The organism is Streptomyces sp. NPDC093591, from assembly GCF_044764885.1.
Lineage (GTDB): Bacteria > Actinomycetota > Actinomycetes > Streptomycetales > Streptomycetaceae > Streptomyces.
On sequence record NZ_JBIWIY010000002.1, the window covers coordinates 139,097 to 161,964 of the forward strand.

General features: G+C 70.9%; 18 protein-coding genes. 10 read left to right on the top strand and 8 right to left on the bottom strand.

Going from position 1 to position 22,868, the window contains the following annotated elements; genetic code table 11:
• The first annotated feature begins 51 nt into the window (after positions 1-51).
• From ACIREI_RS04035 to ACIREI_RS04050, 4 genes are read left to right on the top strand one after another with little or no spacing between them, the layout of a single operon-like run.
• A complete protein-coding gene (locus ACIREI_RS04035) occupies positions 52-816 on the top strand; it encodes an enoyl-CoA hydratase family protein (protein ID WP_403327110.1) in 765 nt (254 codons plus the stop codon).
• Positions 817-1,653: a CoA transferase subunit A gene (locus ACIREI_RS04040; RefSeq protein ID WP_403327112.1), complete on the top strand. Its 837-nt coding sequence runs from the start codon at positions 817-819 to the stop codon at positions 1,651-1,653.
• Positions 1,650-2,399 (top strand): CoA-transferase subunit beta, encoded by a 750-nt coding sequence (locus tag ACIREI_RS04045; RefSeq protein ID WP_403327113.1) that lies wholly within the window; start codon positions 1,650-1,652, stop codon positions 2,397-2,399. The genes ACIREI_RS04040 and ACIREI_RS04045 overlap by 4 nt, the downstream gene beginning before the upstream one ends.
• The gene (locus ACIREI_RS04050) at positions 2,399-3,442 is read left to right on the top strand and encodes an NAD(P)H-dependent flavin oxidoreductase (protein WP_403327115.1); all 1,044 of its coding nucleotides are present in this window, start codon (positions 2,399-2,401) and stop codon (positions 3,440-3,442) included. Before ACIREI_RS04045 ends, ACIREI_RS04050 begins: the two co-directional genes overlap by 1 nt.
• 3 nt (positions 3,443-3,445) lie before the next feature.
• Here ACIREI_RS04050 and ACIREI_RS04055 read toward each other — a convergent pair whose 3' ends face one another.
• Genes ACIREI_RS04055 through ACIREI_RS04065 form a run of 3 tightly spaced genes read right to left on the bottom strand, consistent with a single transcriptional unit; the run spans position 3,446 to position 6,045 of the window.
• Positions 3,446-4,603 (bottom strand): acetyl-CoA C-acetyltransferase, encoded by a 1,158-nt coding sequence (locus tag ACIREI_RS04055; protein ID WP_403327117.1) that lies wholly within the window; start codon positions 4,601-4,603, stop codon positions 3,446-3,448.
• A gap of 26 nt (positions 4,604-4,629) precedes the next feature.
• On the bottom strand, positions 4,630-5,241 hold the full coding sequence (locus tag ACIREI_RS04060) for a TetR/AcrR family transcriptional regulator (protein ID WP_403327119.1): 612 nt from the start codon (positions 5,239-5,241) through the stop codon (positions 4,630-4,632).
• A gap of 15 nt (positions 5,242-5,256) precedes the next feature.
• Positions 5,257-6,045 carry an SDR family oxidoreductase gene (locus ACIREI_RS04065; RefSeq protein WP_403327121.1) on the bottom strand — a complete coding sequence of 263 codons (789 nt, stop codon included), beginning with the start codon at positions 6,043-6,045 and terminating at the stop codon, positions 5,257-5,259.
• A 61-nt stretch (positions 6,046-6,106) separates the two neighbouring features.
• Here ACIREI_RS04065 and ACIREI_RS04070 point away from each other — a divergent pair, with 61 nt between their 5' ends.
• Positions 6,107-7,246, top strand: a complete 1,140-nt coding sequence (locus ACIREI_RS04070; RefSeq protein WP_403327123.1) for an acyl-CoA dehydrogenase family protein — start codon at positions 6,107-6,109, stop codon at positions 7,244-7,246.
• 142 nt (positions 7,247-7,388) lie between these two features.
• Complete coding sequence (locus ACIREI_RS04075; RefSeq protein WP_403327125.1) at positions 7,389-8,369, top strand: acyl-CoA dehydrogenase family protein; 981 nt, start codon at positions 7,389-7,391, stop codon at positions 8,367-8,369.
• Here ACIREI_RS04075 and ACIREI_RS04080 read toward each other — a convergent pair.
• The gene (locus tag ACIREI_RS04080; RefSeq protein WP_403327127.1) at positions 8,347-9,993 is read right to left on the bottom strand and encodes a cytochrome bc complex cytochrome b subunit; all 1,647 of its coding nucleotides are present in this window, start codon (positions 9,991-9,993) and stop codon (positions 8,347-8,349) included. The two genes, ACIREI_RS04075 and ACIREI_RS04080, sit on opposite strands and share 23 nt — an antisense overlap.
• 82 nt (positions 9,994-10,075) lie before the next feature.
• The gene (locus ACIREI_RS04085) at positions 10,076-10,801 is read right to left on the bottom strand and encodes a vWA domain-containing protein (RefSeq protein WP_403327128.1); all 726 of its coding nucleotides are present in this window, start codon (positions 10,799-10,801) and stop codon (positions 10,076-10,078) included.
• Between the two features lie 146 nt (positions 10,802-10,947).
• On the opposite strand from ACIREI_RS04085, the gene ACIREI_RS04090 reads away from it, so the two are divergent.
• Together ACIREI_RS04090 and ACIREI_RS04095 are read left to right on the top strand one after the other, a co-directional pair.
• Positions 10,948-11,913, top strand: a complete 966-nt coding sequence (locus tag ACIREI_RS04090; protein WP_403327130.1) for a rhomboid family intramembrane serine protease — start codon at positions 10,948-10,950, stop codon at positions 11,911-11,913.
• Entirely contained in the window at positions 11,910-12,818 is a 909-nt protein-coding gene (locus ACIREI_RS04095) for a chitosanase (protein ID WP_403327132.1), read from the top strand. The genes ACIREI_RS04090 and ACIREI_RS04095 overlap by 4 nt, the downstream gene beginning before the upstream one ends.
• Before the next feature lie 121 nt (positions 12,819-12,939).
• Here ACIREI_RS04095 and ACIREI_RS04100 read toward each other — a convergent pair whose 3' ends face one another.
• The 3 genes from ACIREI_RS04100 to ACIREI_RS04110 form a co-directional block, all read right to left on the bottom strand.
• Positions 12,940-14,403, bottom strand: a complete 1,464-nt coding sequence (locus ACIREI_RS04100) for a glutamate synthase subunit beta (RefSeq protein ID WP_403327134.1) — start codon at positions 14,401-14,403, stop codon at positions 12,940-12,942.
• Positions 14,396-19,075 (bottom strand): glutamate synthase large subunit, encoded by a 4,680-nt coding sequence (gene gltB, locus ACIREI_RS04105; RefSeq protein WP_403328033.1) that lies wholly within the window; start codon positions 19,073-19,075, stop codon positions 14,396-14,398. Before gltB ends, ACIREI_RS04100 begins: the two co-directional genes overlap by 8 nt.
• 372 nt (positions 19,076-19,447) lie before the next feature.
• Positions 19,448-20,179 (bottom strand): VIT1/CCC1 transporter family protein, encoded by a 732-nt coding sequence (locus tag ACIREI_RS04110; RefSeq protein ID WP_403327136.1) that lies wholly within the window; start codon positions 20,177-20,179, stop codon positions 19,448-19,450.
• Positions 20,180-20,450: 271 nt separating this feature from the next.
• Here ACIREI_RS04110 and ACIREI_RS04115 point away from each other — a divergent pair, with 271 nt between their 5' ends.
• Positions 20,451-21,518 (top strand): ADP-ribosylglycohydrolase family protein, encoded by a 1,068-nt coding sequence (locus ACIREI_RS04115; RefSeq protein WP_403327138.1) that lies wholly within the window; start codon positions 20,451-20,453, stop codon positions 21,516-21,518.
• Positions 21,515-22,864, top strand: a complete 1,350-nt coding sequence (locus tag ACIREI_RS04120) for an ADP-ribosylglycohydrolase family protein (protein ID WP_403327140.1) — start codon at positions 21,515-21,517, stop codon at positions 22,862-22,864. The genes ACIREI_RS04115 and ACIREI_RS04120 overlap by 4 nt, the downstream gene beginning before the upstream one ends.
• Positions 22,865-22,868: the final 4 nt, after the last annotated feature.

Here is a 22,868-nt window from a genome sequence, read left to right on the forward strand (position 1 = left end):
CGGCTACCCTTCACCTAACAAACGTTTGGTGGAAAGGTAGCTGATGCGGCCATGGGTGTCTCCACCTCGTCCCCGGAAAAGGGACCCGGAAAAGACGGGATCGCCGTCGTCACGGTCGACTTCCCACCGGTGAACGCCCTGCCGGTGAAAGGCTGGTTCGCCCTGGCCGACGCCGTGCGGGCGGCGGGACGCGACCCGGAGGTCCGGTGTGTCGTCCTCACGGCCGAGGGGCGCGGGTTCAACGCGGGCGTGGACATCAAGGAGTTGCAGAGGGACGGGCACAGCGCGCTGATCGGCGTCAACCACGCCTGCGCGGAGGCCTTCGGCGCGGTGTACGACTGCGAGGTGCCCGTCGTCGCGGCCGTGCACGGCTTCTGCCTGGGCGGGGGTATCGGCCTGGTGGGCAACGCGGACGCGATCGTGGCGAGCGAGGACGCCACCTTCGGGCTGCCCGAGCTGGACCGGGGAGCGCTGGGCGCGGCCACTCATCTGGCCCGGCTGGTCCCCCAGCATCTGATGCGCGCCCTGTACTACACCTCACGCACGGCGACCGCGGGCGAGTTGCACGCGCACGGCTCGGTGTGGCGGGTCGTGCCGCGTGCGCAACTGCGTGCCTCGGCCCTGGAGTTGGCCCGCGAGATCGCCGCCAAGGACGGGCGGCTACTGCGCCTGGCCAAGGCCGCCATCAACGGCATCGATCCGGTCGACGTGCGCCGCGGCTACCGCTTCGAGCAGGGCTTCACCTTCGAGGCCGGCCTCAGCGGGGTCGCCGACCGGGTCCGTGACACCTTCGGCAAGGCGGAGGAGGGGGCGTAGATGAGCGACAAGACAATGAGCGCCGACCAGGTCGTCGCCCGGCTGCACAGCGGCATGACCCTCGGCATCGGCGGCTGGGGCTCGCGCCGTAAGCCGATGGCCCTGGTCAGGGCGGTGCTCCGGTCCGACGTCACCGACCTCACCGTCGTCTCGTACGGCGGCCCGGACGTCGGCATGCTCGCCGCCGCCGGGCGGATCCGCAAGCTGGTCGCCCCCTTCGCCACCCTCGACTCCATCCCCCTGGAACCGCACTTCCGCGCGGCCCGGGAGCGCGGCGCCTTCGAGCTGATGGAGGTCGACGAGGCGATGTTCATGTGGGGGCTGCACGCGGCCGCGAACCGGCTGCCCTTCCTGCCGGTGCGGGCCGGGATCGGTTCGGATGTGATGCGGGTCAACCCGGGTCTGCGGACGGTGACTTCGCCGTACGGCGACGGGGAGACGTTCGTCGCCATGCCCGCGCTGCGGCTCGACGCGGCCCTGGTCCACGTCAACCGCGCCGACCGGCTGGGCAACGGGCAGTGTCTGGGGCCCGACCCGTACTTCGACGACCTGTTCTGCGAGGCGGCCGACGCGGCGTACGTCTCCTGTGAACGGGTCGTCGACACGGCCGAGTTGACGAAGGACGCGGCCCCGCAGTCGCTGCTGATCAAGCGGCACACGGTGACCGGTGTCGTCGAGGCCCCGAACGGGGCGCACTTCACGTCCTGCGCGCCCGACTACGGCCGGGACGAGGCCTTCCAGAAGACGTACGCGACCACGCCCTGGCCGCAGTTCGCGGCGCGGTTCCTCGACGGGGACGAGCAGGCGTACCAGTCGGCGGCCGGGGAGGACTCATGACGGCCACGGAGGCCACCCGCGCATCTCTTCTGCCGCCCACCCGCGCCGAGTACTGCGTGATCGCCTGCGCCGAGGCCTGGCGCGAGGCGGGTGAGATCCTGGCGAGCCCGATGGGACTGATCCCGTCGGTGGGGGCCCGGCTGGCCCGGCTCACGTTCTCGCCGGACCTGCTGCTGACCGACGGCGAGGCGATGCTGGTCCGCCCGGACGGAACCGCTGAGGGGTGGCTGCCGTACCGACAGCACCTGGCCCTGGTCACCGGTGGCCGACGGCACGTGATGATGGGCGCGAGCCAGATCGACCGCTTCGGCAACCAGAACATCTCGTGCATCGGCGACTGGGAGCGGCCGAAGCGGCAGCTGCTCGGGGTGCGTGGGGCGCCGGTCAACACGCTGAACCATCCGACGAGTTACTGGATCCCGAGGCATTCGCGGCGGGTGTTCGTCGAGAAGGTCGACATGGTGTGCGGGGTGGGCTACGACCACGCGGGCGGCGCCCCGTACCACCGCATTCCTCGTGTCGTCTCCGACCTCGGCGTCTTCGACTTCGCCACGCCCGACCACACGATGCGTCTGGCTTCGCTCCATCCGGGGGTCACGCTGGAGCAGGTCAGGGAGGCGACCGCGTTCCACCTGGTCGTCCCGGACGAGGTGCCGCCGACCCGCGAACCCACCGCCGGCGAACTGCGGCTCATCCGCGAGGTCATCGACCCGGCGAACACGCGCGTCAGGGAGGTCGGGGAGTGATGGAGACGCCGCTGACCCGGCTGGTCGGGGTCCGTCACCCGATCCTGCAGACGGGGATGGGCTGGGTGGCGGGCCCGCGGCTGGTCTCGGCGACGGCGAACGCGGGTGCGCTCGGCATCCTGGCCTCCGCGACGATGACCGTCGACCGGCTGCGTGCGGCGATACGCGAGGTCAGGTCCCGTACGGACGCGCCGTTCGGGGTGAATCTGCGCGCGGACGCCTCGGACGCCGGCGACCGGGTCCGCATCATGATCGACGAGGGTGTGCGCGTCGCCTCCTTCGCTCTGGCGCCGTCCCCCGAGCTGATCGCCGAGCTCAAGGACGCGGGCGTGGTCGTCATCCCCTCGATCGGCGCCCGGCGGCATGCCGAGAAGGTCGTGGCCTGGGGCGCGGACGCGGTCATCGTGCAGGGCGGGGAGGGTGGCGGACACACCGGCGAGGTCTCGACGACGGTGCTGCTGCCCCAGGTGGTCGACGCCGTGGACATACCGGTCGTGGCGGCGGGCGGCTTCTTCGACGGACGCGGCCTGGTCGCGGCGCTGGCCTACGGGGCGGCGGGGGTGGCGATGGGCACGCGGTTCCTGCTGACGTCGGACTCGACGGTGCCGGACGCGGTGAAGGCGCGGTATCTGGCGGCGACGGTCAAGGACGTGACCGTGACCCGAGCGGTCGACGGCCTGCCGCACCGCATGCTACGTACGGAACTGGTGGCCGCGCTGGAGAACTCCGGCCGTACGAAGGCACTGGTGCACGCGGTCCGTCGGGCGGCCGGCTTCCGGCAACTGTCGGGGCTGACCTGGCGGCAACTGATCCACGACGGCCTGGCGATGCGGCACGGCAAGGACCTCACCTGGAGCCAGGTCCTGCTCGCCGCCAACACCCCGATGCTGCTCAGATCGGCGATGGTCGACGGCCGTACGGATCTCGGAGTCATGGCCTGCGGGCAGGTCGCCGGGGTGATCGACGACCTGCCTTCGTGCGCGGAACTGGTGGAACGGATCATGAAGGAGGCGGAGGAGGTCCGGGACCGCCTCCCGCGGTGACGACTACAGCCTCTCGATGATCGTCACGTTCGCCTGTCCCCCGCCCTCGCACATCGTCTGCAGCCCGAACCGGCCGCCCGTGCGCTCCAGTTCGTGCAGCAGCGTCGTCATGAGCTTCACGCCCGTGGCGCCCAGCGGATGCCCCAGAGCGATCGCCCCGCCGTTGACATTGACCTTGTCCGGATCCGCGCCGGTCTCCTTCAGCCACGCCAGGACGACCGGGGCGAAGGCCTCGTTGATCTCCACGAGGTCGATGTCGTCGATGGTCAGGCCGGTCTTCTTCAGGGCGTGGGCGGTGGCGGGGATGGGGGCGGTGAGCATGCGGATGGGATCCTCACCGCGCACCGAGAGGTGGTGCACCCGGGCCCGGGGCGTGAGCCCATGCTCGCGCACCGCCCGCTCCGAGGCCAGCAGCATCGCCGCCGCGCCGTCGGAGACCTGCGAGGAACAGGCGGCCGTGATGGTGCCGCCGTCGATGACGGGCTTGAGTCCGGCCATCTTCTCCAGGGAGGTGTCGCGGCGCGGCCCCTCGTCGACGGCGACCCGGCCGTAGGGCACGACCTCCCGCTCGAAGCGGCCCTCGTCGATCGCCCGCAGGGCCCGCCGGTGCGAGCGCAGTGCGAACTCCTCCTGGTCCTGGCGGCTGATTCCCCACTTCGCGGCGATCATCTCGGCGCCCACGAACTGGTTGACGGGCTTCTCCCCGTACCGCGCCCGCCAGCCCTCGCTGCCCGCGAAGGGCCCCGCCGTCAGCCCCAGCGGCTCGGCGGCCTGCCGGGTGGCGAAGGCGATGGGGATCATGGACATGTTCTGCACGCCGCCCGCGACCACCAGGTCCTGGGTGCCGGACAGCACGCCCTGCGCCGCGAAGTGCACGGCCTGCTGCGAGGACCCGCACTGGCGGTCCACGGTCACCCCCGGCACCTCCTCCGGCAGCCCGGCCGCCAGCCAGCAGGTCCGCGCGATGTCGCCGGCCTGCGGTCCCACGGCGTCCAGGCAGCCGAAGACGACGTCCTCGACGGCGGCCGGGTCCATGCCCGCGCGCGAGACGAGTTCCTTCAGCACATGCGCGCCCAGGTCGGCCGGATGGACCCCGCTGAGCCCTCCTCCACGCCGCCCGACGGGCGTACGGACCGCTTCGACGATGTAGGCCTCGGCCATGGCGACTCCCCAGACTCCCCGATGGGTTATGTGCGTACGGCGATCCCGTCCAGCACCATCGACAGGTACTGCCGGGCGATCTCCTCCGGGCTGTGCTGTCCGCCGGGCCGGTACCAGGACGCGGCGACCCACACCGTGTCCCGCACGAACCGGTAGGTGAGCCGGACGTCGAGGTCGGACCGGAACACCTCGGCCGCGACCCCGCGCTCCAGCGTGGACAGCCACGCCTTCTCGAACTTGCGCTGCGACTCGGCGAGGAACGCGAACCGCTCCTGCGCCACCAGCTGTCTGTTCTCCTTCTGGTAGATCGCGACGGCGGCACGGTGCCGGTCGATCTCCCGGAACGACTCGGTGACCAGCGCCCGAAGCGTCTCTCGCGGGTCCAGCTCGGCCGCCAGGACGGCGTCGTAGCCACTCCACAGCTCGTCGAGGAAGGACCGCAGGATCTCCTCCAGCATCGACTCCTTGGAGTCGAAGTGGTAGTAGAGGCTGCCCGCGAGCATGCCCGCGTGGTCGGCGATCTTGCGTACGGTGGTGGCGTTGTAGCCCTGCTCGGCGAAGACCTCGGCGGCGGTGTCGAGGAGTTCGCGGCGCCTGGCGGCTGCGGCGGTCACCTGGGGCTTCTTCTTGGTCGGCACGGGTCCATTGTCGTCCTAGGCGTGCTGGCTGCTGACGGAGACGATCTCTCCCGTCATGTACGAGGAGTAGCCGGAGGCCAGGAAGACGATCACGTTGGCCACCTCCCAGGGCTCGGCGTACCGCCCGAAGGCCTCGCGCGCGGTCAGTTCCTCCAGCAGCTCGGGGGTCGTCACCTTCGCCAGGTGCGGGTGCATGGCGAGGCTCGGCGACACCGCGTTGACCCGCACCCCGTACTCGGCCGCCTCGACGGCGGCGCACCTGGTCAGCGCCATGACGCCGGCCTTCGCGGCCGCGTAGTGCGCCTGCCCGGCCTGGGCGCGCCAGCCGACGACGGAGGCGTTGTTGACGATCACGCCGCCGTGCCCGTGAGCGCGAAACAGCCTCAGCGCCGCCCGCACGCACCGGAATGTGCCGTTCAACGTCACGTCCAGCACCCTCGCCCACTGCTCGTCGGTCATGTCGACGAGCGGTGAAGTCCCGCCGAGGCCCGCGTTGTTGACGACCACGTCGAGCCGGCCGTGCTCCTGTAGGGCGGTGTCGAACAGTGCCCGCACCTGCGTCTCGTCGGTGACATCGCACACCGCGGACGCCACCGCGCCCTCGAACTCCTGGGCCAGCTGTGCCTCGTGCTCCTTCAGTCGCCGCGCGTGCGCGTCGCTGATCAGCACGCGCGCGCCTTCTTCGAGGAAGCGGCGCGCGGTCGCCCCGCCGATGCCCGCGCCCGCCGCCGCGGTGATCACGGCGGTGCGCCCGCGCAGCAGTCCGTGCCCGGGAACGTACGCCGGCGCCTCGACGTTTGTCATAGCAGCACGCTAACCTACCAAACACTTGTTAGGGAAGAACTCGTGAGGAGGGAGGGCGACCGTGGACCTCACCCACACCGCCGCCGACGAGGCGTTCCGCGCCGAGGCCCGCGCCTGGCTGCGCGCGCATGTGCCGCCCGATCCGCTCCCGTCCCTGGAGACCCGGGAGGGCTTCGCGGCGCACCGGGCGTGGGAGGCCGAACTGGCGGCGGACCGCTGGTCGGTGGTGAACTGGCCGACGGCGTACGGCGGCCGGGACGCCACGCTCGTGCAGTGGCTGCTGTTCGAGGAGGAGTACTACGCGGCGGGCGGCCCCGGCCGCGTCAACCAGAACGGCATCAGCCTCCTCGCCCCGACCCTCATCGACCACGGCACCGAGGAGCAGCGCACCCGTGTGCTCCCTCCCCTGGCCACCGGCGAGGTGATCTGGGCGCAGGCGTGGTCGGAGCCGGAGGCCGGTTCCGACCTGGCGTCCCTGAGGTCCCGGGCCACACGCGCGGAGGGCGGCTGGCTGCTGTCCGGCCAGAAGACCTGGTCGTCCCGCGCCGCCTTCGCCGACCGCGCGTTCGGCCTGTTCCGCACCGACCCGGACACCCCGAAGCCCCACCAGGGCCTGACGTACCTGATGTTCGACCTGCGTGCCCCCGGTGTCACGGTCCGCCCCATCGCCCGCCTCGACGGCAAGCCCGCCTTCGCCGAACTGTTCCTGGACGAGGTGTTCGTGCCGGACGAGGACGTGATCGGCGAGCCGGGCCAGGGCTGGCGCATCGCGATGTCGACGGCGGGCAACGAGCGCGGTCTAATGCTCCGCTCCCCCGGCCGTTTCCTCGCGAGCGCCGACCGGCTCCACCGGCTCTGGCAGGCACAGGGCAGCCCGGAGAGCAGCAGGAACGGCGTGGCCGACGCCCTGATCGGCGCCCGTGCCTACCAGCTCTTCACCTTCGCCGCCGCCTCCCGCTTCCTCGACGGCGAGTCGATCGGCCCGGAGTCCAGCCTGAACAAGGTCTTCTGGTCGGAGTACGACATCGCGCTGCACGAGACGGCGCTCGATCTGCTGGGCCCCGAGGGCGAGTTGGCCGACACCGACTGGTCCGAGCGGTACGTCTTCTCCCTCGCCGGCCCGATCTACGCCGGGACGAACGAGATCCAGCGCGACATCATCGCCGAGCGGTTGCTCGGCCTGCCGAAGGGGCGACGCTGATGCGAGGGGGCTCCGCCGAAGCCAAGGGGAACGCCACGGGCGCCGGGGTGCGGGCCGGACGCGGTCGGCCTGGGCCGATGCCCGCGCCGACGGGGACGGGGACACCGGCGGGGACGCCGCCGCTGCCGAAGGGACCTCGCTGATGCGGTTCCTCCTCGACGCCGAGCAGCGGGCGTTCGCCGACTCGCTGAACGCCATGCTGGCCGCCTCGGACACGCCCTCGGCCGTACGGGACTGGAGCCGCGGCGAGCATGCCCGGGGCCGCGCGCTGTGGTCCCGTATCGCCGAGGCGGGGGTGTTCGCGCTGGCGGTTCCCGAGGCGTACGAAGGGCTGGGCCCACGTCCCCTCGAACTCGCCGTCGCCTTCATCGAGTTGGGCCGGCATGCCGTACCCGGACCGCTGGTGGAGACGGTCACGGCAGCGATCCTGCTCGCCGACCTGCCGGACCCCGGCCCGGCCAAGCGGCGCCTGCCCGCGTGGGCGTCCGGCGAGGCCATGGCGACGCTGGCGTGGCGGACGCCGTACGCCCTGGACGGCGACGTGGCCACCACCCACCTGGCCCTCACCCCCCAAGGGCTGTACGTCTCCCCCGGCCATGGACCCGTACGCCACTCCCTGGACCCGGCCCGCCGCCTCGCTCCCCTCGAACCCGGCGGCGAACTCCTCAGTCCCGCCCCGGCCACCGCCCACGCCCTCGCCCATGCCCGCCTCACCACCGCCGCCCAGGCCCTCGGCGTCGGGCTCGCGCTTCTCGACAAGACGGTCGCCCACGTCAAGCGGCGCACCCAGTTCGGCGCCCCCATAGGCTCGTTCCAGGCGGTCAAGCATCGTCTCGCCGACGCGAAGATCGCCCTGGAGTTCGCCCGACCGCTCCTGTTCGGCGCCGCGCTCACCATGGCGCCCGCCGACGTCGCCGCCGCCAAGGTCACCGCCTGCGAGGCGGCGTACGCCACCGCCCGTACCGCGCTGCAGTTGCACGGCGCGATCGGCTACACGGCGGAGTACGACCTGTCGCTGTGGCTGACCAAGGCCCGCGCCCTGCGCGGCGTCTGGGGCGACCCGGACATATGCAGGGCCGACGTGCTCGGTGCCCGCGACGTCAGTGGTGATCGCCGCTGGTGAGCTCGCGGTACTCCGCCACCGTCGGCTTGGCGATCCGCGTCTGCGGCCCGAACATCGCCCGCGCCAGCCTGGCCCGTACCCGCTGCGTCGGGCTGACCCGGCGCCGCACGCCGTTCGCGTCGACGAGCGGGCCGACCTCGTACGGCTGGTGTTCCTCGTGTTGGGTGAGGGTGAACAGCTGCGCCTGCGAGAGGGGTTCGTGGATCTCGATGTACTCGCCGTTCGGGAGCCGTTTGATGGTGCCCGTCTCCCTGCCGTGCAGCACCTTGGCCCGGTCCCGGCGCTGCAGCCCGAGACAGATGCGCTTGGTCAGGAAGAAGGTGACGACCGGCACGACGAAGACCGAGACCCGCACGAACCACGTGATCGCGTTGATGGACAGATGCAGATGCGTGGCCACGATGTCGTTGCCGCCACCGATCAGCAGCACCGCGTACAGGCTCAGCCATGCCGCGCCGAGGCCGGTGCGTACGGGCATGTTGCGCGGCCGGTCGAGGATGTGGTGCTCGCGTTTGTCGCCGGTGATCCACGCTTCCAGGAAGGGATACAGGCCGATCGCGAGCAGGATCAGCGGGAAGAGCGAGAAGGGGATGAAGACGCCCAGTTCCAGGGTGTGGCCCCAGGCGTTGAGCTCCCATCCCGGCATCACCCGGATCAGTCCCTCGGAGAAGCCCAGGTACCAGTCGGGCTGGGCGCCCGTGGTCACCAGGTCCGGGCGGTAGGGCCCGAACGCCCACACCGGGTTGATGCTGGCGATGCCGCCCATGAGCGCCAGCACGCCGAAGACGAGGAAGAAGAAGCCGCCCGCCTTGGCCATGTACACCGGCAGGAAGGGCATGCCGACGACCGTCTTCTGGTCGCGGCCGGGGCCCGGGAACTGGGTGTGCTTGTGGTAGAAGACCAGGATCAGATGGGCGACCACCAGGCCGAGCATGATCCCGGGCAGCAGCAGGATGTGGATCGGGTACAGCCGGGCGATGAAGTCCTCCCCCGGGAACTCCCCGCCGAAGAGGAAGAACGCCACATACGTCCCCACGATCGGGATGGACAGGATCGCGCCGTGGGCGAACCTGAGGCCGGTGCCGGACAGCAGGTCGTCGGGGAGGGAGTAGCCGGTCAGGCCGGTGATGATGCCGAGCATCAGCAGGGTCCAGCCGAACACCCAGTTGAGCTCGCGGGGCTTGCGGAAGGCCCCGGTGAAGAACACCCGCATCATGTGCACGAGCATGCCGGTGACGAAGACCAGCGCCGCCCAGTGGTGGATCTGCCGGATGAGCAGCCCGCCGCGCACGTCGAAGCTGATGTCGAGGGTGGACTCGTACGCCCTGGTCATCAGGACGCCGTTCAGGGGCTCGTAGGTGCCGTTGTAGACGACCTCGTTGGTGCTCGGGTCGAAGAACAGGGTGAGGTAGACGCCGGTGAGGATCAGCACGAGGAAGCTGTAGAGGCAGACCTCGCCCAGCATGAAGGACCAGTGGTCCGGGAAGACCTTGCGCATGTTGGCCTTGGCCAGCGCGTACAGCCCGAGCCGCCCGTCCGCCCAGTCGGCGACCCTCTCGCCCTTGCCGGGCGGCGCGGACCGCTGAGCGCCCGTTCCTTCGTGCCCCGATCGTGCGCCGTCCATACGTCGCCTCCCCGTCGGATCAACCACAGGGTTACACGGGCGTACGGGCCCCGCCAACGGGGCGAACATCCCCGGCCGTCGGTCAGGACGGCCCGACGATCCCCCGCGCCCGCGCCGCCGCCAGCCACTTCGGGAACTCCCCGACCAGGCGGTCGTACAACTCGGCGTCGGCGACGGTCCGCGGATCCGAGCCGGCGTGGAAGAAACCGGCGTTGTCGACCACCCGCTTGTCCGGCACCGCCAGCTCGTCGAGCTTGCGCAGGAAGTCGAACTGCCGGCTGGTGGGGTCACCGAAGCCGATGAACTGCCAGAACAGCGGCAGCGGGGCCGCTTTGCACAGGTACCGTTCCGCGGCCGGCTTGTTGATGGGCCCGCCGTCCGTCTGGAAGACGACCAGGGCGGGATCCTTCGACCCGCTGTCCAGGTAGTGGTCGATGACGGCGTCCATGGCAAGGTGGTAGCTGGTCTTGCCCATGTGCCCGAGGCCGGCCACGATCCGCTCGATCCGACCCTGATGGTCCGCCAGGGCGATCTCGGTCTCGGCGTCGACGTCGGTGGAGAAGAACACCACCGGCACGGTCCCGTCGTCGTCGAAGTGCGCCGACAGCCCGAGCACCCGGTCGGCCAGCGCCTGCACACTGCCGTCCTTGTAGTACGGCTTCATCGACCCGGAGTAGTCCACGACCAGATAGACCGCGGCCCGCACCCCGTCCAGCCGGTGCTTGTGCAGCGACACCCCGGCGCTCTTGTACAGGCTGACCAGCGCGGGCGCCGTCTCCTCGACCTTGCTGAGACTGATCGCGGCCATATGCTCTCCCCCTCGTGCATCGTGCGGCTGCCGAGGCTACGGCACCATTGGCCCCGCCTCTCCCTCCGTCCACAGGTGTTCGCTATTTTGTTCGCCGCCGTCCCCACCGGCTCACCGTTCGTCCCGTCCCCATCGAGGAGCCGGCTGTGGAGCCCGAGTCCACCCCGTCGCAGTCCACCCCGTCCGAGTCCGGCCGGCCCACTGTCACGACCTGCTATCGCCACCCGAAGGTGGAGTCCCACGTCCGCTGTACCCGCTGCGACCGGTACATCTGCCCGGACTGCATGCGGGAGGCGGCCGTCGGACACCAGTGCGTGGAGTGCGTGCGGGAGGCCGCGCGGTCGGTGCGGCAGGCCCGCACGCTCGTGGGCGGACGGATCGCCGCGACGCCCCTCGTGACCTCCGTGCTCATCGCGCTCAACGTCCTCGCCTATCTGGCCGAGGTGGTGCGCCCGGAGATCCTGGACCGGTTCGCGATGCTCGGCGCCCGGCTGGTCGGGCCGGACGGCGGCTACTACGTCTACGAGGCCGGCCACCCGTCGGACTTCCACGCCGAGGGCGTGGTCGCCGGGCAGTGGGACCGGCTGCTGACCAGCGGATTCCTCCACACACCGCCGACGGAGGGCACCTTCGGGCTGCTCCACATCGTGATGAACATGCTCTCGCTGTGGCAGCTCGGCCGGGTCGTGGAACCCATGCTGGGCCGGCTCCGGTACGTCGCGCTCTACCTGCTGGCGACGCTGGGCGGTTCGGTGTTCGAGCTGCTGCTCACCGACGCGCACGTGGAGTCGGTCGGTGCGTCGGGCGCGATCTTCGGCCTCGGCGCCGCGTACTACGTCCTCGCCCGCCGGATCGGCGCGGACATGCGCGGCGTCAATCGCTTCATGGCGTTCCTGCTGCTGTGGCTGCTGCTCTCCGCGGGCCTCACCTCCTGGCAGGGCCACCTCGGCGGACTGCTGACGGGAGCCGCGGTGACCCTCGCCTACGCCTACGCCCCGCGCGGGCCGCGCCAGGCGCCGATCCAGGCGGCCGCCTGCGTGGGCGTACTGGTGCTGCTGGCGGTGGTCGCGGTCGCGAAGGCGGAGCTGACGGGCGGAGGGCCGGCCCAGTGAGACGTATCGGCATCCTGCTCTTCGCGGCCGTCCCCGTCGCCATCGCCGCGGTCGTCTACTTCCTGGTCCCCTCGGACCCCGCCGAGAGCCCGGCCGACTCCACCGTCGCCACCGCCCGGCAGGCGGCCCGCGAGGAGGCCAAGAGCAGGGCCGAGCAGGAGCGGGCGGCGGACGACAAGCTGATCGAGAGCCTGCCACCGGGCCTGGCCGGCCGCGCGAAGAAGGAGCTGGCCCAGCAGTTGGTGTCCAGCGCCGAGAGCTCGACCCTCGACTGGCGCCACACCTACGGCTCCATCGAGGACCTCGACGACGGCCAGGGCTACACCGCCGGCATCATCGGCTTCTGCACCGGCACCCACGACCTGCTCGCCCTGGTCGAGAACTACACCGAGGCCCACCCGGACAACGGGCTCGCCCGGTACCTGCCCGCCCTGCGCGAGGTCGACGGCACCGACTCCCACGAGGGCCTCGACCCCGGTTTCACGGCGGCCTGGAAGGCGGAGGCCGAGGTGGCGGCCTTCCGCGAGGCGCAGGACGCCGAACGCGACCGCGCCTACTTCAACCCGGCGGTCCGCCTCGCCAAGCTGGACGGCCTCGGCACGCTGGGCCAGTTCGTCTACTACGACGCGATGGTCTTCCATGGCGCCGCCGTCGACGGCGACGGCTTCTACGTCCTGCGCGAACGTGCCCTGAACAAGGCGGACTCCCCGTCCGCGGGCGGCTCCGAGAAGGCGTACCTGAAGGCCTTCCTCGACGTCCGCCGCACGGCCATGCGGGAGAAGAACCCGAACACCGACACCACCCGCCTCGACACGGCCCAGCGCCGCTTCCTCGACGAGGGCAACCTCGGGCTGAGCACGCCGCTGGAGTGGCGGGTGTACGGGGAGACGTACCGGGTGCCCTGAGGACATGCGACAGCGCCTGCCCTGTAGTCCGGTCGGGGACTGGGGCAGGCGCCGTCAGTGTTCCGTACGCCGTTGTACGGGACGTATGTGAGTGACCGTCAGGTCACCTGTCGTGCGGCCGTCAGACCATCAGCGCGCGGTCCGTCGGCTTGATCGGGGCCGGCAGTTCGCTGGCGCCGGTCAGGAAGCGGTCGGTGCCGCGGGCGGCCGAGCGGCCCTCCGCGATCGCCCACACGATCAGGGACTGACCGCGGCCCGCGTCACCGGCGACGAAGACGCCCGGCACGTTGGTCTGGAAGTCGGCGTCGCGGGCGATGTTGCCGCGCTCGTCGAGCTCCAGGCCGAACTGCTCGACCAGGCCGTTCTCGCGGTCGGTGCCCGTGAAGCCCATGGCGAGGGTGACCAGCTGGGCGGGGATCTTGCGCTCCGTGCCCGGCTTCGGGGTCAGCTTGCCGTCGATGAACTCGACCTCGGTGAGGTGCAGCCACTGGACGTTGCCGTCCTCGTCGCCCTCGAAGTGGGTGGTGGAGACGGAGTAGACCCGCTCGCCGCCCTCCTCGTGCGCGGAGGTGACCTTGTAGAGCATCGGGAAGGTCGGCCACGGCTGGGCGACCGGGTTCCGCTCGTCGTTCGGGCGGGGCATGATCTCCAGCTGCGTGACCGAGGCCGCGCCCTGGCGGTGGGCGGTGCCCACGCAGTCGGCACCGGTGTCGCCACCGCCGATGACCACGACGTGCTTGCCCTCGGCCGAGATCGGGGGCGTCACGAAGTCGCCCTCCTGGACCTTGTTGGCCAGCGGCAGGTACTCCATGGCCTGGTAAATGCCCTTGAGCTCGCGGCCGGGGACCGGCAGGTCACGGGCGGTCGTCGCACCGGCGGCGATGACGATGGCGTCGTACCGCTTCTTCAGGTCGGTCGCCTTGAGGTCGCGGCCGATCTCGATGCCGGTACGGAAGCGGGTGCCCTCCGCGCGCATCTGCTCGATACGGCGGTTGATGTGCCGCTTCTCCATCTTGAACTCGGGGATGCCGTACCGGAGAAGGCCTCCGATGCGGTCCGCGCGCTCGTAGACGGCGACGGTGTGGCCGGCCCGGGTCAGCTGCTGGGCGGCGGCCAGGCCCGCCGGGCCCGAACCGATGACGGCGACGGTCTTGCCGGACAGGCGCTCGGGGATCTGCGGGGCGACGGTGCCCTCGTCCCACGCCTTGTCGATGATCGAGACCTCGACGTTCTTGATGGTGACGGCCGGCTGGTTGATGCCGAGCACGCACGCCGACTCACAGGGAGCCGGGCACAGCCGCCCGGTGAACTCCGGGAAGTTGTTCGTCGCGTGCAGGCGCTCCGACGCGGCCGACCAGTCCTCGCGGTAGGCGTAGTCGTTCCACTCGGGGATCAGGTTCCCCAGCGGACAGCCGTTGTGGCAGAAGGGGATGCCGCAGTCCATGCAGCGGCTGGCCTGCTTGCTGATGATCGGCAGCAGGGAGCCGGGGACGTAGACCTCGTTCCAGTCCTTCAGACGCACGTCGACGGGACGGGACTTGGCGACCTCGCGGCCGTGGTTGAGAAAGCCCTTGGGATCAGCCATTGGTCGCCGCCTCCATCATCTTCTCGGTGATCTCGGTCTCGGAGAGACCGGCTCGCTCGGCGGCGTCCTTGGCGGCGAGCACTGCCTTGTACGTGCTGGGGATGATCTTGCTGAAGCGGTCCACGGCGGTGTCCCACTCGGCGAGCAGCTTCTCGGCGACCGTCGAGCCGGTCTCCTCCTGGTGGCGGCGCACCACGTCGTGCAGCCACTGCTTGTCGGCCTCGTCGAGAGCCTCCACGGCACCGATGTTGCCGACGTTGACGTTGTCGCGGTCGAGGTCGATGACGTAGGCGATACCGCCGGACATGCCGGCCGCGAAGTTGCGGCCCGTCTCGCCCAGGACCACCGCGTGGCCGCCGGTCATGTACTCGCAGCCGTGGTCGCCCACGCCCTCGGAGACGACCAGCGCACCGGAGTTTCGGACGCAGAACCGCTCGCCCGTACGACCGCGCAGGAACAGCTCTCCGCCGGTCGCGCCGTACGCGATGGTGTTGCCCGCGATCGTCGAGTACTCGGCGAGGTGGTCGGCGCCCCGGTCGGGACGGACGATCACCCGGCCGCCGGAGAGGCCCTTGCCGACGTAGTCGTTCGCGTCGCCCTCCAGGCGCAGCGTGACACCGCGCGGGAGGAAGGCACCGAAGGACTGGCCCGCGGAGCCGGTGAAGGTGATGTCGATGGTGTCGTCGGGCAGGCCCGCGCCACCGAACTTCTTGGTCACCTCGTGGCCGAGCATGGTGCCGACCGTGCGGTTGATGTTGCGGATGGCGACCTGGGCGCGCACCGGCTGGGCGTCGGTCGCGGAGTCCGCGGCGAGCGCGTCGGCGGCGAGCTTGATCAGCTCGTTGTCGAGCGCCTTCTCCAGGCCGTGGTCCTGCTCGATGAGCTGGTGGCGCACCGCGCCCTCGGGCAGCGCCGGCACGTGGAACAGCGGGGCCAGGTCCAGGCCCTGCGCCTTCCAGTGGTCGACCGCGCGGGTCACGTCGAGCGCCTCGGCGTGGCCGACGGCCTCCTCGATGGTGCGGAAGCCCAGCTCGGCGAGGATCTCACGGACCTCTTCGGCGATGAACTGGAAGAAGTTCACGACGTACTCGGCCTTGCCGGAGAACCGGTCGCGCAGCGTCGGGTTCTGGGTGGCTATGCCGACCGGGCAGGTGTCCAGGTGGCAGACGCGCATCATGACGCAGCCGGAGACGACGAGCGGCGCGGTCGCGAAACCGAACTCCTCGGCGCCGAGCAGCGCGGCGATGACGACGTCCCGGCCGGTCTTCAGCTGGCCGTCGGTCTGTACGACGATGCGGTCGCGCAGGCCGTTGAGCAGCAGCGTCTGCTGGGTCTCGGCGAGGCCGAGCTCCCAGGGGCCACCGGCGTGCTTCAGCGAGGTGAGCGGGGAGGCACCCGTACCGCCGTCGTGACCGGAGATCAGCACGACGTCCGCGTGCGCCTTCGACACACCCGCGGCGACCGTGCCCACGCCGACCTCGGAGACCAGCTTGACGTGAATCCGCGCCTGCGGGTTCGCGTTCTTCAGGTCGTGGATCAGCTGGGCCAGGTCCTCGATGGAGTAGATGTCGTGGTGCGGCGGCGGGGAGATCAGGCCCACGCCCGGCGTCGAGTGACGCGTCTTGGCGACCCACGGGTAGACCTTGTGGCCGGGCAGCTGACCGCCCTCACCGGGCTTGGCGCCCTGGGCCATCTTGATCTGGATGTCGTCGGCGTTGACCAGGTACTCGGACGTCACACCGAAGCGGCCGGACGCGACCTGCTTGATGCTCGACCGCCGCGCCGGGTCGTACAGACGCTCCGGGTCCTCGCCGCCCTCACCGGTGTTGGACTTGCCGCCCAGCTGGTTCATGGCGATGGCGAGGGTCTCGTGCGCCTCCTTGGAGATGGAGCCGTACGACATGGCGCCGGTGGAGAAGCGCTTGACGATCTCGCTGGCCGGCTCGACCTCGTCGATGGGGATCGGCTGCCGGTCGGACTTGAAGCCGAAGAGCCCGCGGAGCGTCATCAGGCGCTCGGACTGCTCGTTCACGCGGTCCGTGTACTTCTTGAAGATGTCGTAGCGACCGGTGCGCGTGGAGTGCTGGAGGCGGAAGACCGTCTCCGGGTCGAACAGGTGCGGCTCGCCCTCGCGGCGCCACTGGTACTCGCCGCCTATCTCCAGCGCGCGGTGCGCGGGCGCGATGCCGGAGGCCGGGTACGCCTTGGCGTGGCGGGCGGCGACCTCCTTGGCGATGACGTCGATGCCGACGCCGCCGATCTTGGTGGCCGTGCCGTTGAAGTACTTCTCGACGAAGGCGTCGTCCAGACCGACCGCCTCGAAGACCTGGGCGCCGCGGTAGGAGGCGACCGTCGAGATGCCCATCTTGGACATGACCTTCAGGACGCCCTTGCCGAGGGCGTAGATCAGGTTGCGGATGGCCTGCTCGGCCTCGATGTCCGACAGGAAGGTGCCGGCGCGGACCAGGTCCTCGACGGACTCCATCGCCAGGTACGGGTTGACGGCGGCGGCGCCGTAGCCGATGAGCAGGGCGACGTGGTGGACCTCGCGGACGTCGCCGGCCTCGACCAGCAGGCCCACGTGGGTGCGCTGCTTGGTGCGGATGAGGTGGTGGTGGACGGCCGCGGTGAGCAGCAGCGACGGGATCGGCGCGTGCTCGGCGTCCGAGTGACGGTCCGACAGGACGATCAGGCGGGCGCCGTTGTCGATGGCGGCGTCGGCCTCGGCGCAGATCTCCTCGATGCGCGCGGCGAGGGCGTCACCGCCACCGTGCACCCGGTACAGACCGGACAGGGTCGCGGCCTTGAAGCCGGGCATGTCGCCGTCGGCGTTGATGTGGATGAGCTTGGCCAGCTCGTCGTTGTCGATCACCGGGAACGGCAGCGTGACGCTACGGCAGGACGCGGCCGTCGGCTCCAGCAGGTTGCCCTGCGGACCGAGGGACGAACGCAGCGAGGTGACGAGCTCCTCGCGGATGGCGTCCAGCGGCGGGTTGGTGACCTGCGCGAACAGCTGGGTGAAGTAGTCGAAGAGCAGACGCGGACGGTCGCTCAGCGCGGCGATCGGCGAGTCGGTGCCCATCGAACCGATCGGCTCGGCACCGGCCTTGGCCATCGGGGCGAGGATGACGCGCAGCTCCTCCTCGGTGTAACCGAAGGTCTGCTGGCGACGGGTGACCGAGGCGTGGGTGTGCACGATGTGCTCACGCTCGGGAAGGTCGGACAGCTCGATCTCGCCGGCCTCCAGCCACTCCGCGTAGGGGGCCTCGGCGGCGAGCTGCGCCTTGATCTCGTCGTCCTCGATGATGCGGTGCTCGGCGGTGTCGACGAGGAACATCTTGCCGGGCTGCAGGCGGCCCTTGCGGACGACCTTGGCGGGGTCGATGTCGAGGACGCCGACCTCGGAGCCGAGGACGACGAGGCCGTCGTCGGTGACCCAGTAGCGGCCGGGGCGCAGACCGTTGCGGTCGAGCACGGCGCCGACCTGGGTGCCGTCGGTGAAGGTGACACAGGCCGGGCCGTCCCAGGGCTCCATCATCGTGGAGTGGTACTGGTAGAAGGCGCGCCGGGCCGGGTCCATGGAGTCGTGGTTCTCCCACGCCTCCGGGATCATCATCAGCACGGAGTGCGGCAGCGAGCGGCCGCCGAGGTGGAGCAGCTCCAGGACCTCGTCGAAGGACGCGGAGTCGGAGGCGTCCGGCGTGCACACCGGGAAGATGCGCTCGAGGGCCTTGTCGTCGGATCCGCTGTGTCCATGGTCGGCAGAGCCGCTGTGCCCATGGTCGGCAGAGCCGCTGTGCCCATGGTCGGCAGAGCCGAACAAGTCGGAGACGAGCTGCGACTCGCGGGCGACCATCCAGTTGCGGTTGCCCTTGACGGTGTTGATCTCACCGTTGTGCGCGACGAAGCGGTACGGGTGCGCGAGCGGCCACGACGGGAAGGTGTTCGTGGAGAACCGGGAGTGCACGAGCGCGATCGCGGAGCCGAAGCGGCGGTCGGACAGGTCCGGGAAGAACGGCTCCAGCTGACCCGTGGTCAGCATGCCCTTGTACACGATCGTGCGGGCCGACAGCGACGGGAAGTAGACACCGACCTCGCGCTCGGCGCGCTTGCGCAGTACGAAGGCCTTGCGGTCGAGGGCGATGTCCGTGGCGGGCGCCGCGGAACCGTCCGCCACGAAGACCTGGCGGAAGACGGGCATCGTCGACCGGGCGGTGGCGCCCAGCAGCTCGGGGGCGACGGGAACCTCGCGCCAGCCGAGGACGGTCAGCCCCTCCTCGGACGCGATCGTCTCGATCTGCGAGACGGCGTCCTGGGTCCCGTCCTCCGGCAGGAAGGCGATACCGACGGCATACGCACCGGCCTCGGGCAGCTCGAATCCGGCCACCTCCCGGAAGAAGGTGTCGGGCACCTGGGAGAGGATGCCGGCGCCGTCACCCGAGTCGGGCTCGGAGCCGGTGGCACCGCGGTGTTCGAGGTTGCGCAGAACGGTCAGCGCCTGCTCGACCAGCGCATGGCTCGCCTCGCCGGTGAGGGTGGCCACGAAGCCGACGCCACAGGCGTCGCGCTCGTTGCGGGGGTCGTACATACCCTGCGCAGCAGGGCGAGCATCCATGAACGACCAGTTCTGGCCATTCCCGGAGTGCTGGGACGGCTGGCGCGGCGTACGCATCGGCTCTCCCGTCGTCGTCATGTGGCATATGCAAGGTGCCGAGGGACGACGTTGGCCCTCTGCGTGATCGCAAAATTTCGTGCAGGTTACATGATGGAACGGTTCTCGGGAACCGGGATAATCCGTTCCAACATGCGGACGCCACGCGCTTGCAGCGGGGGTTCCGCGCACATGGCTTGAAGTATGTGGGGACCGAGCGTGACAGGTCTATGCCCGTCGGTCCAAGGGGGCGGAGGAGGCGGCGTCGCCACCCCGCGAGTGCGCCGCGGGCGTCATTGCCCACAGCGCTTACGGCTCATGCCCGGTGGTTAAGCATTCGAAACCAGCGAGTAACGGCTACTTATGCGGCCCCACGCATAAGTTCCAGCCGAACTATCCTACGGCCGTTCCGAACAGGCTGCCCAGGGCGTACGTCACACCGGCCGCGGCACCACCGAGCGCGAGCTGCCGCAGCCCACTGAACCACCAGGTCCGCGCGGTCACCTTGGCCACCACCGCCCCACACAGGAAAAGCCCGACGAGCGCGAGCAGCACGGCCGGCCACAGCGCGGTCGCGCCGAGCAGATACGGCAGTACGGGCAGCAGGGCACCCAGCGCGAACGATCCGAACGACGACACCGCCGCGACCAGCGGTGAGGGCAGATCGCCGGGGTCGATACCGAGTTCCTCGCGGGCATGGATCTCCAGAGCCACCTCGGGATCACGGGAGAGCTGCTCGGCGACGGCCCGCGCGAGCTTCGGCTCGACGCCCCGCGCCTCATAGAGCGCCGCGAGCTCGGCCTCCTCGTCCTTCGGGTGCTTTCTCAGCTCCCGCCGCTCGACATCCAGCTCGGCCTCGACGAGCTCGCGCTGCGAGGCGACGGAGGTGTACTCACCGGCGGCCATGGAGAAGGCGCCGGCCGCGAGCCCCGCGAGCCCGCTCAGCACGATGGTCTGGTGACCCACGGCCCCACCCGCGACACCGGTCATCAGGGCGAGGTTGGAGACCAGACCGTCCATCGCACCGAAGACCGCGGGGCGCAGCCAGCCGCCGTTCACATCCCGGTGCGTGTGGTTGTCACGGTGCGCCTCGTGCAGCGCGGCCTCGGTCTCGATGATCGCCATCAGGATCCCCCAGAAAGCTCAGGTAAGGCTGTCTTTAGACAAGTTCTACTCTTGGACAACCCCAAATCTACGCCCGGAAAGTCCACCCCGCCAGCAAGGAAAGGCTGGGCTAACCTGCGGTTTTTCCTAGAACGCTCATTCGTAGCGTTCCCTGCACAAATGTCGACCGGGTGACACTGAGGCCTCCGAGGCTCAGGTCAACCGCCGACGGTGGGACACATCCGCAAAGGGCTCCGCGCCCTGGGCGGAGCCCCCGGAGGAGAGGCCGCGCATGCCATCCATCGCCTGCATTCCCTCGGTCCCGGAGCCCGGGGACGCCGCCGAACTCCGCGACCGGGCACGCGGCGCGATGCTGGGCCTGGCGGTCGGTGACGCGCTGGGCGCCCCGGCGGAGAACATGAAGCCCTCCGAGATCCGCGCCCGCTGGGGCCGCATCACGGGATTCGTCACCGACAACCCGGCCGGCACGGACGACACCGAGTACGCGATCTTCTCGGGTCTCCTCCTCGCCCGCCACGGTTCGGCCCTCACCCCGGCCCATGTGGAGACGGCCTGGCACGAGTGGATCGCGGACCGTTCGGAAGGCCCCTTCCGGGGCGCCGGTTTCAGTGAACGCGGGACGCTGGAGAACCTCCGCCGAGGCCTCGCGGCCCCCATCTCGGCCCAGCACCGCCACGCCTGGAGCGACGGCCTCGCCATGCGAGCGGCCCCCTTCGGCGTCTTCGCGGCGGGCCGCCCGGCCGAGGCGGCCCGCCTGGTGGCCATCGACGGCTCGGTGAGCCACGACGGCGAGGGCATCTACGGCGGCCAGGCGGTGGCGGCGGGCGTGGCGGCGGCGATGGCCGGGGCGCCGACGATCGCGGTGGTGGCCTCAGCCCTGGCCGTCATCCCGGACGACTCCTGGACGGCCCGTTCCCTGCGCCGCGCCGTGGCGGTGGCCCACCGCGGCGAGCGCGCGGTCCGCTCCGCGATCGTGATCGGTGGCTACCCCTGGACCGACCTGGCCCCCGAGGCGGTCGCACTGGCCTTCGGGGCGTACGCGGCGGCGGACGGCGACTTCGTCCAGGCGGTCCTCACGGCCGTGAACATGGGCCGGGACGCGGACACGACGGCCGCGGTGGCCGGGGCGTTGGCGGGTGCGACGCAGGGGGCGTCGGCGATCCCGACGGAGTGGGCGGCGGCGATCGGGGCGGCGCGGGGGAGCTGTCTGCCGTCGATGGCCGGGCATCACGTGCTGGACGTGGCGGAGTTGCTGGTGCCGGGGGAGGACAGGAAATGGGTGACAGGGGGACTGACGACGGCTGAGGCGCCGACGCCACGCACCGGAGCCCGACGATGACCCCGCCCACCCCATGGGACGAGGGCACCCCGACGACCACCCCCGAAGCCGAGCCCACGCTGCTCACACAGCCACCCGAACACACGGCTGTGGACGGCACGACTCTCACACAACCCCACGAACCCGCGGCCGCCGACGGCGAGCACGCCCCACTGGGGCCACCCGCACCCGAAGACGAAAGTCGCACGGATGGTGCGGGCGGGAAACAACCGGCCGAAGGCGAAGCCGAGGCCGGTCAACGCATCCTCGGCCTCCTCCTGGGCCTGGCCGCAGGCGACGCCGCCGGCTGGCCCGCCGCCCGCCACAGAGCCGCCCGCATGCCCGACTGGACCCGCCGCCTCACCCGCGAACTCGACACCTTCGCCGAGCAGAACGCGACCACCACCCTCCCCGTCCCCATCGCCCTCAACCAACCCCCCGAACCCCTCCGCCTGGGCCCCTCCGACGACGCCGAATGGGCGGCCTTCGCAGCCGAAGCAGTTCTACGAGCCGGCGACGACACCGCCCTGGGCGACCTGAGCCGAGAACGCCGCACCCGAACCGCGATCGACCTGACCTGGACCGCCGTGGCCGACGAAGTCGCCGCCGCGGCGGACCGCGCCCCCGAGGTCGAGTCGGCCATCCTCCCCCTGCGCGCCCGCATCTCCGTCCGCGCCGGCCTCGGCAACCTCGCGACCGGCCTGCGCCCACCCGCCACCGGCCACGACAACCCGCACTACTTCGACGACGCGGCCTGCGTAAGGGCGTGCGTCCTCGCCGTGGCCCACCCCGGCGACCCCCGCGCCGCCGCCGACCTGGCCGAGTTCGACGCCCGCTACACCCAGGACGGCGACGGCGTACACGGCGCCAGGGCGATGGCGGCGGCCCTCGCCCTCGCCCTGACCGGCGCGGACACCGCGGCCTGTGTGGCAGCGGCACTGACCGAACTCCCCGAGGAAACGGAGATCGGCCGCAACGCCCGCCACGCCCTGAAGCTCGCCGAGGCCGCCGACAGCGCCTTCGCCCTGATCCCCCTCCTCGAACACCAAATCGTCGACCACGTCTACAGCTACGGCATCGCGGCAGCGGAGACGGTCCCGGTCGCCCTGGCCCTCGCGGTCGCCGCAGAGGGCCGTATCGCCGAAGCGGTGCCCGCAGCCGCGTGCCTCTCCCGGGTGGCGGACTCGGCACCGGCCCTGGCGGGCGCGCTGACAGGCGCACTCGGCGGCGGTACGTCGATCCCCGCGTCCTGGCGCGACACCTGCCGCACCCTCTCCGGCTGCGTACTCCCCCGGCTCACCGGCACCGACCTGGTGGAACTCGCCGAACTCCTGGAAGCCACGCAACCGGCCCGACCAGGAGGATGATTCG

Coding starts and splice junctions, on each gene's coding strand:
- gltB (WP_403328033.1), bottom strand. CDS start 19,075: ATGCGTACGCCGCGCCAGCCGTCCCAGCACTCCGGGAATGGCCAGAAC.
- ACIREI_RS04045 (WP_403327113.1), top strand. CDS start 1,650: ATGACGGCCACGGAGGCCACCCGCGCATCTCTTCTGCCGCCCACCCGC.
- ACIREI_RS04115 (WP_403327138.1), top strand. CDS start 20,451: ATGCCATCCATCGCCTGCATTCCCTCGGTCCCGGAGCCCGGGGACGCC.
- ACIREI_RS04050 (WP_403327115.1), top strand. CDS start 2,399: ATGGAGACGCCGCTGACCCGGCTGGTCGGGGTCCGTCACCCGATCCTG.
- ACIREI_RS04055 (WP_403327117.1), bottom strand. CDS start 4,603: ATGGCCGAGGCCTACATCGTCGAAGCGGTCCGTACGCCCGTCGGGCGG.
- ACIREI_RS04040 (WP_403327112.1), top strand. CDS start 817: ATGAGCGACAAGACAATGAGCGCCGACCAGGTCGTCGCCCGGCTGCAC.
- ACIREI_RS04085 (WP_403327128.1), bottom strand. CDS start 10,801: ATGGCCGCGATCAGTCTCAGCAAGGTCGAGGAGACGGCGCCCGCGCTG.
- ACIREI_RS04110 (WP_403327136.1), bottom strand. CDS start 20,179: ATGGCGATCATCGAGACCGAGGCCGCGCTGCACGAGGCGCACCGTGAC.
- ACIREI_RS04035 (WP_403327110.1), top strand. CDS start 52: ATGGGTGTCTCCACCTCGTCCCCGGAAAAGGGACCCGGAAAAGACGGG.
- ACIREI_RS04080 (WP_403327127.1), bottom strand. CDS start 9,993: ATGGACGGCGCACGATCGGGGCACGAAGGAACGGGCGCTCAGCGGTCC.
- ACIREI_RS04120 (WP_403327140.1), top strand. CDS start 21,515: ATGACCCCGCCCACCCCATGGGACGAGGGCACCCCGACGACCACCCCC.
- ACIREI_RS04065 (WP_403327121.1), bottom strand. CDS start 6,045: ATGACAAACGTCGAGGCGCCGGCGTACGTTCCCGGGCACGGACTGCTG.
- ACIREI_RS04100 (WP_403327134.1), bottom strand. CDS start 14,403: ATGGCTGATCCCAAGGGCTTTCTCAACCACGGCCGCGAGGTCGCCAAG.
- ACIREI_RS04075 (WP_403327125.1), top strand. CDS start 7,389: ATGCGGTTCCTCCTCGACGCCGAGCAGCGGGCGTTCGCCGACTCGCTG.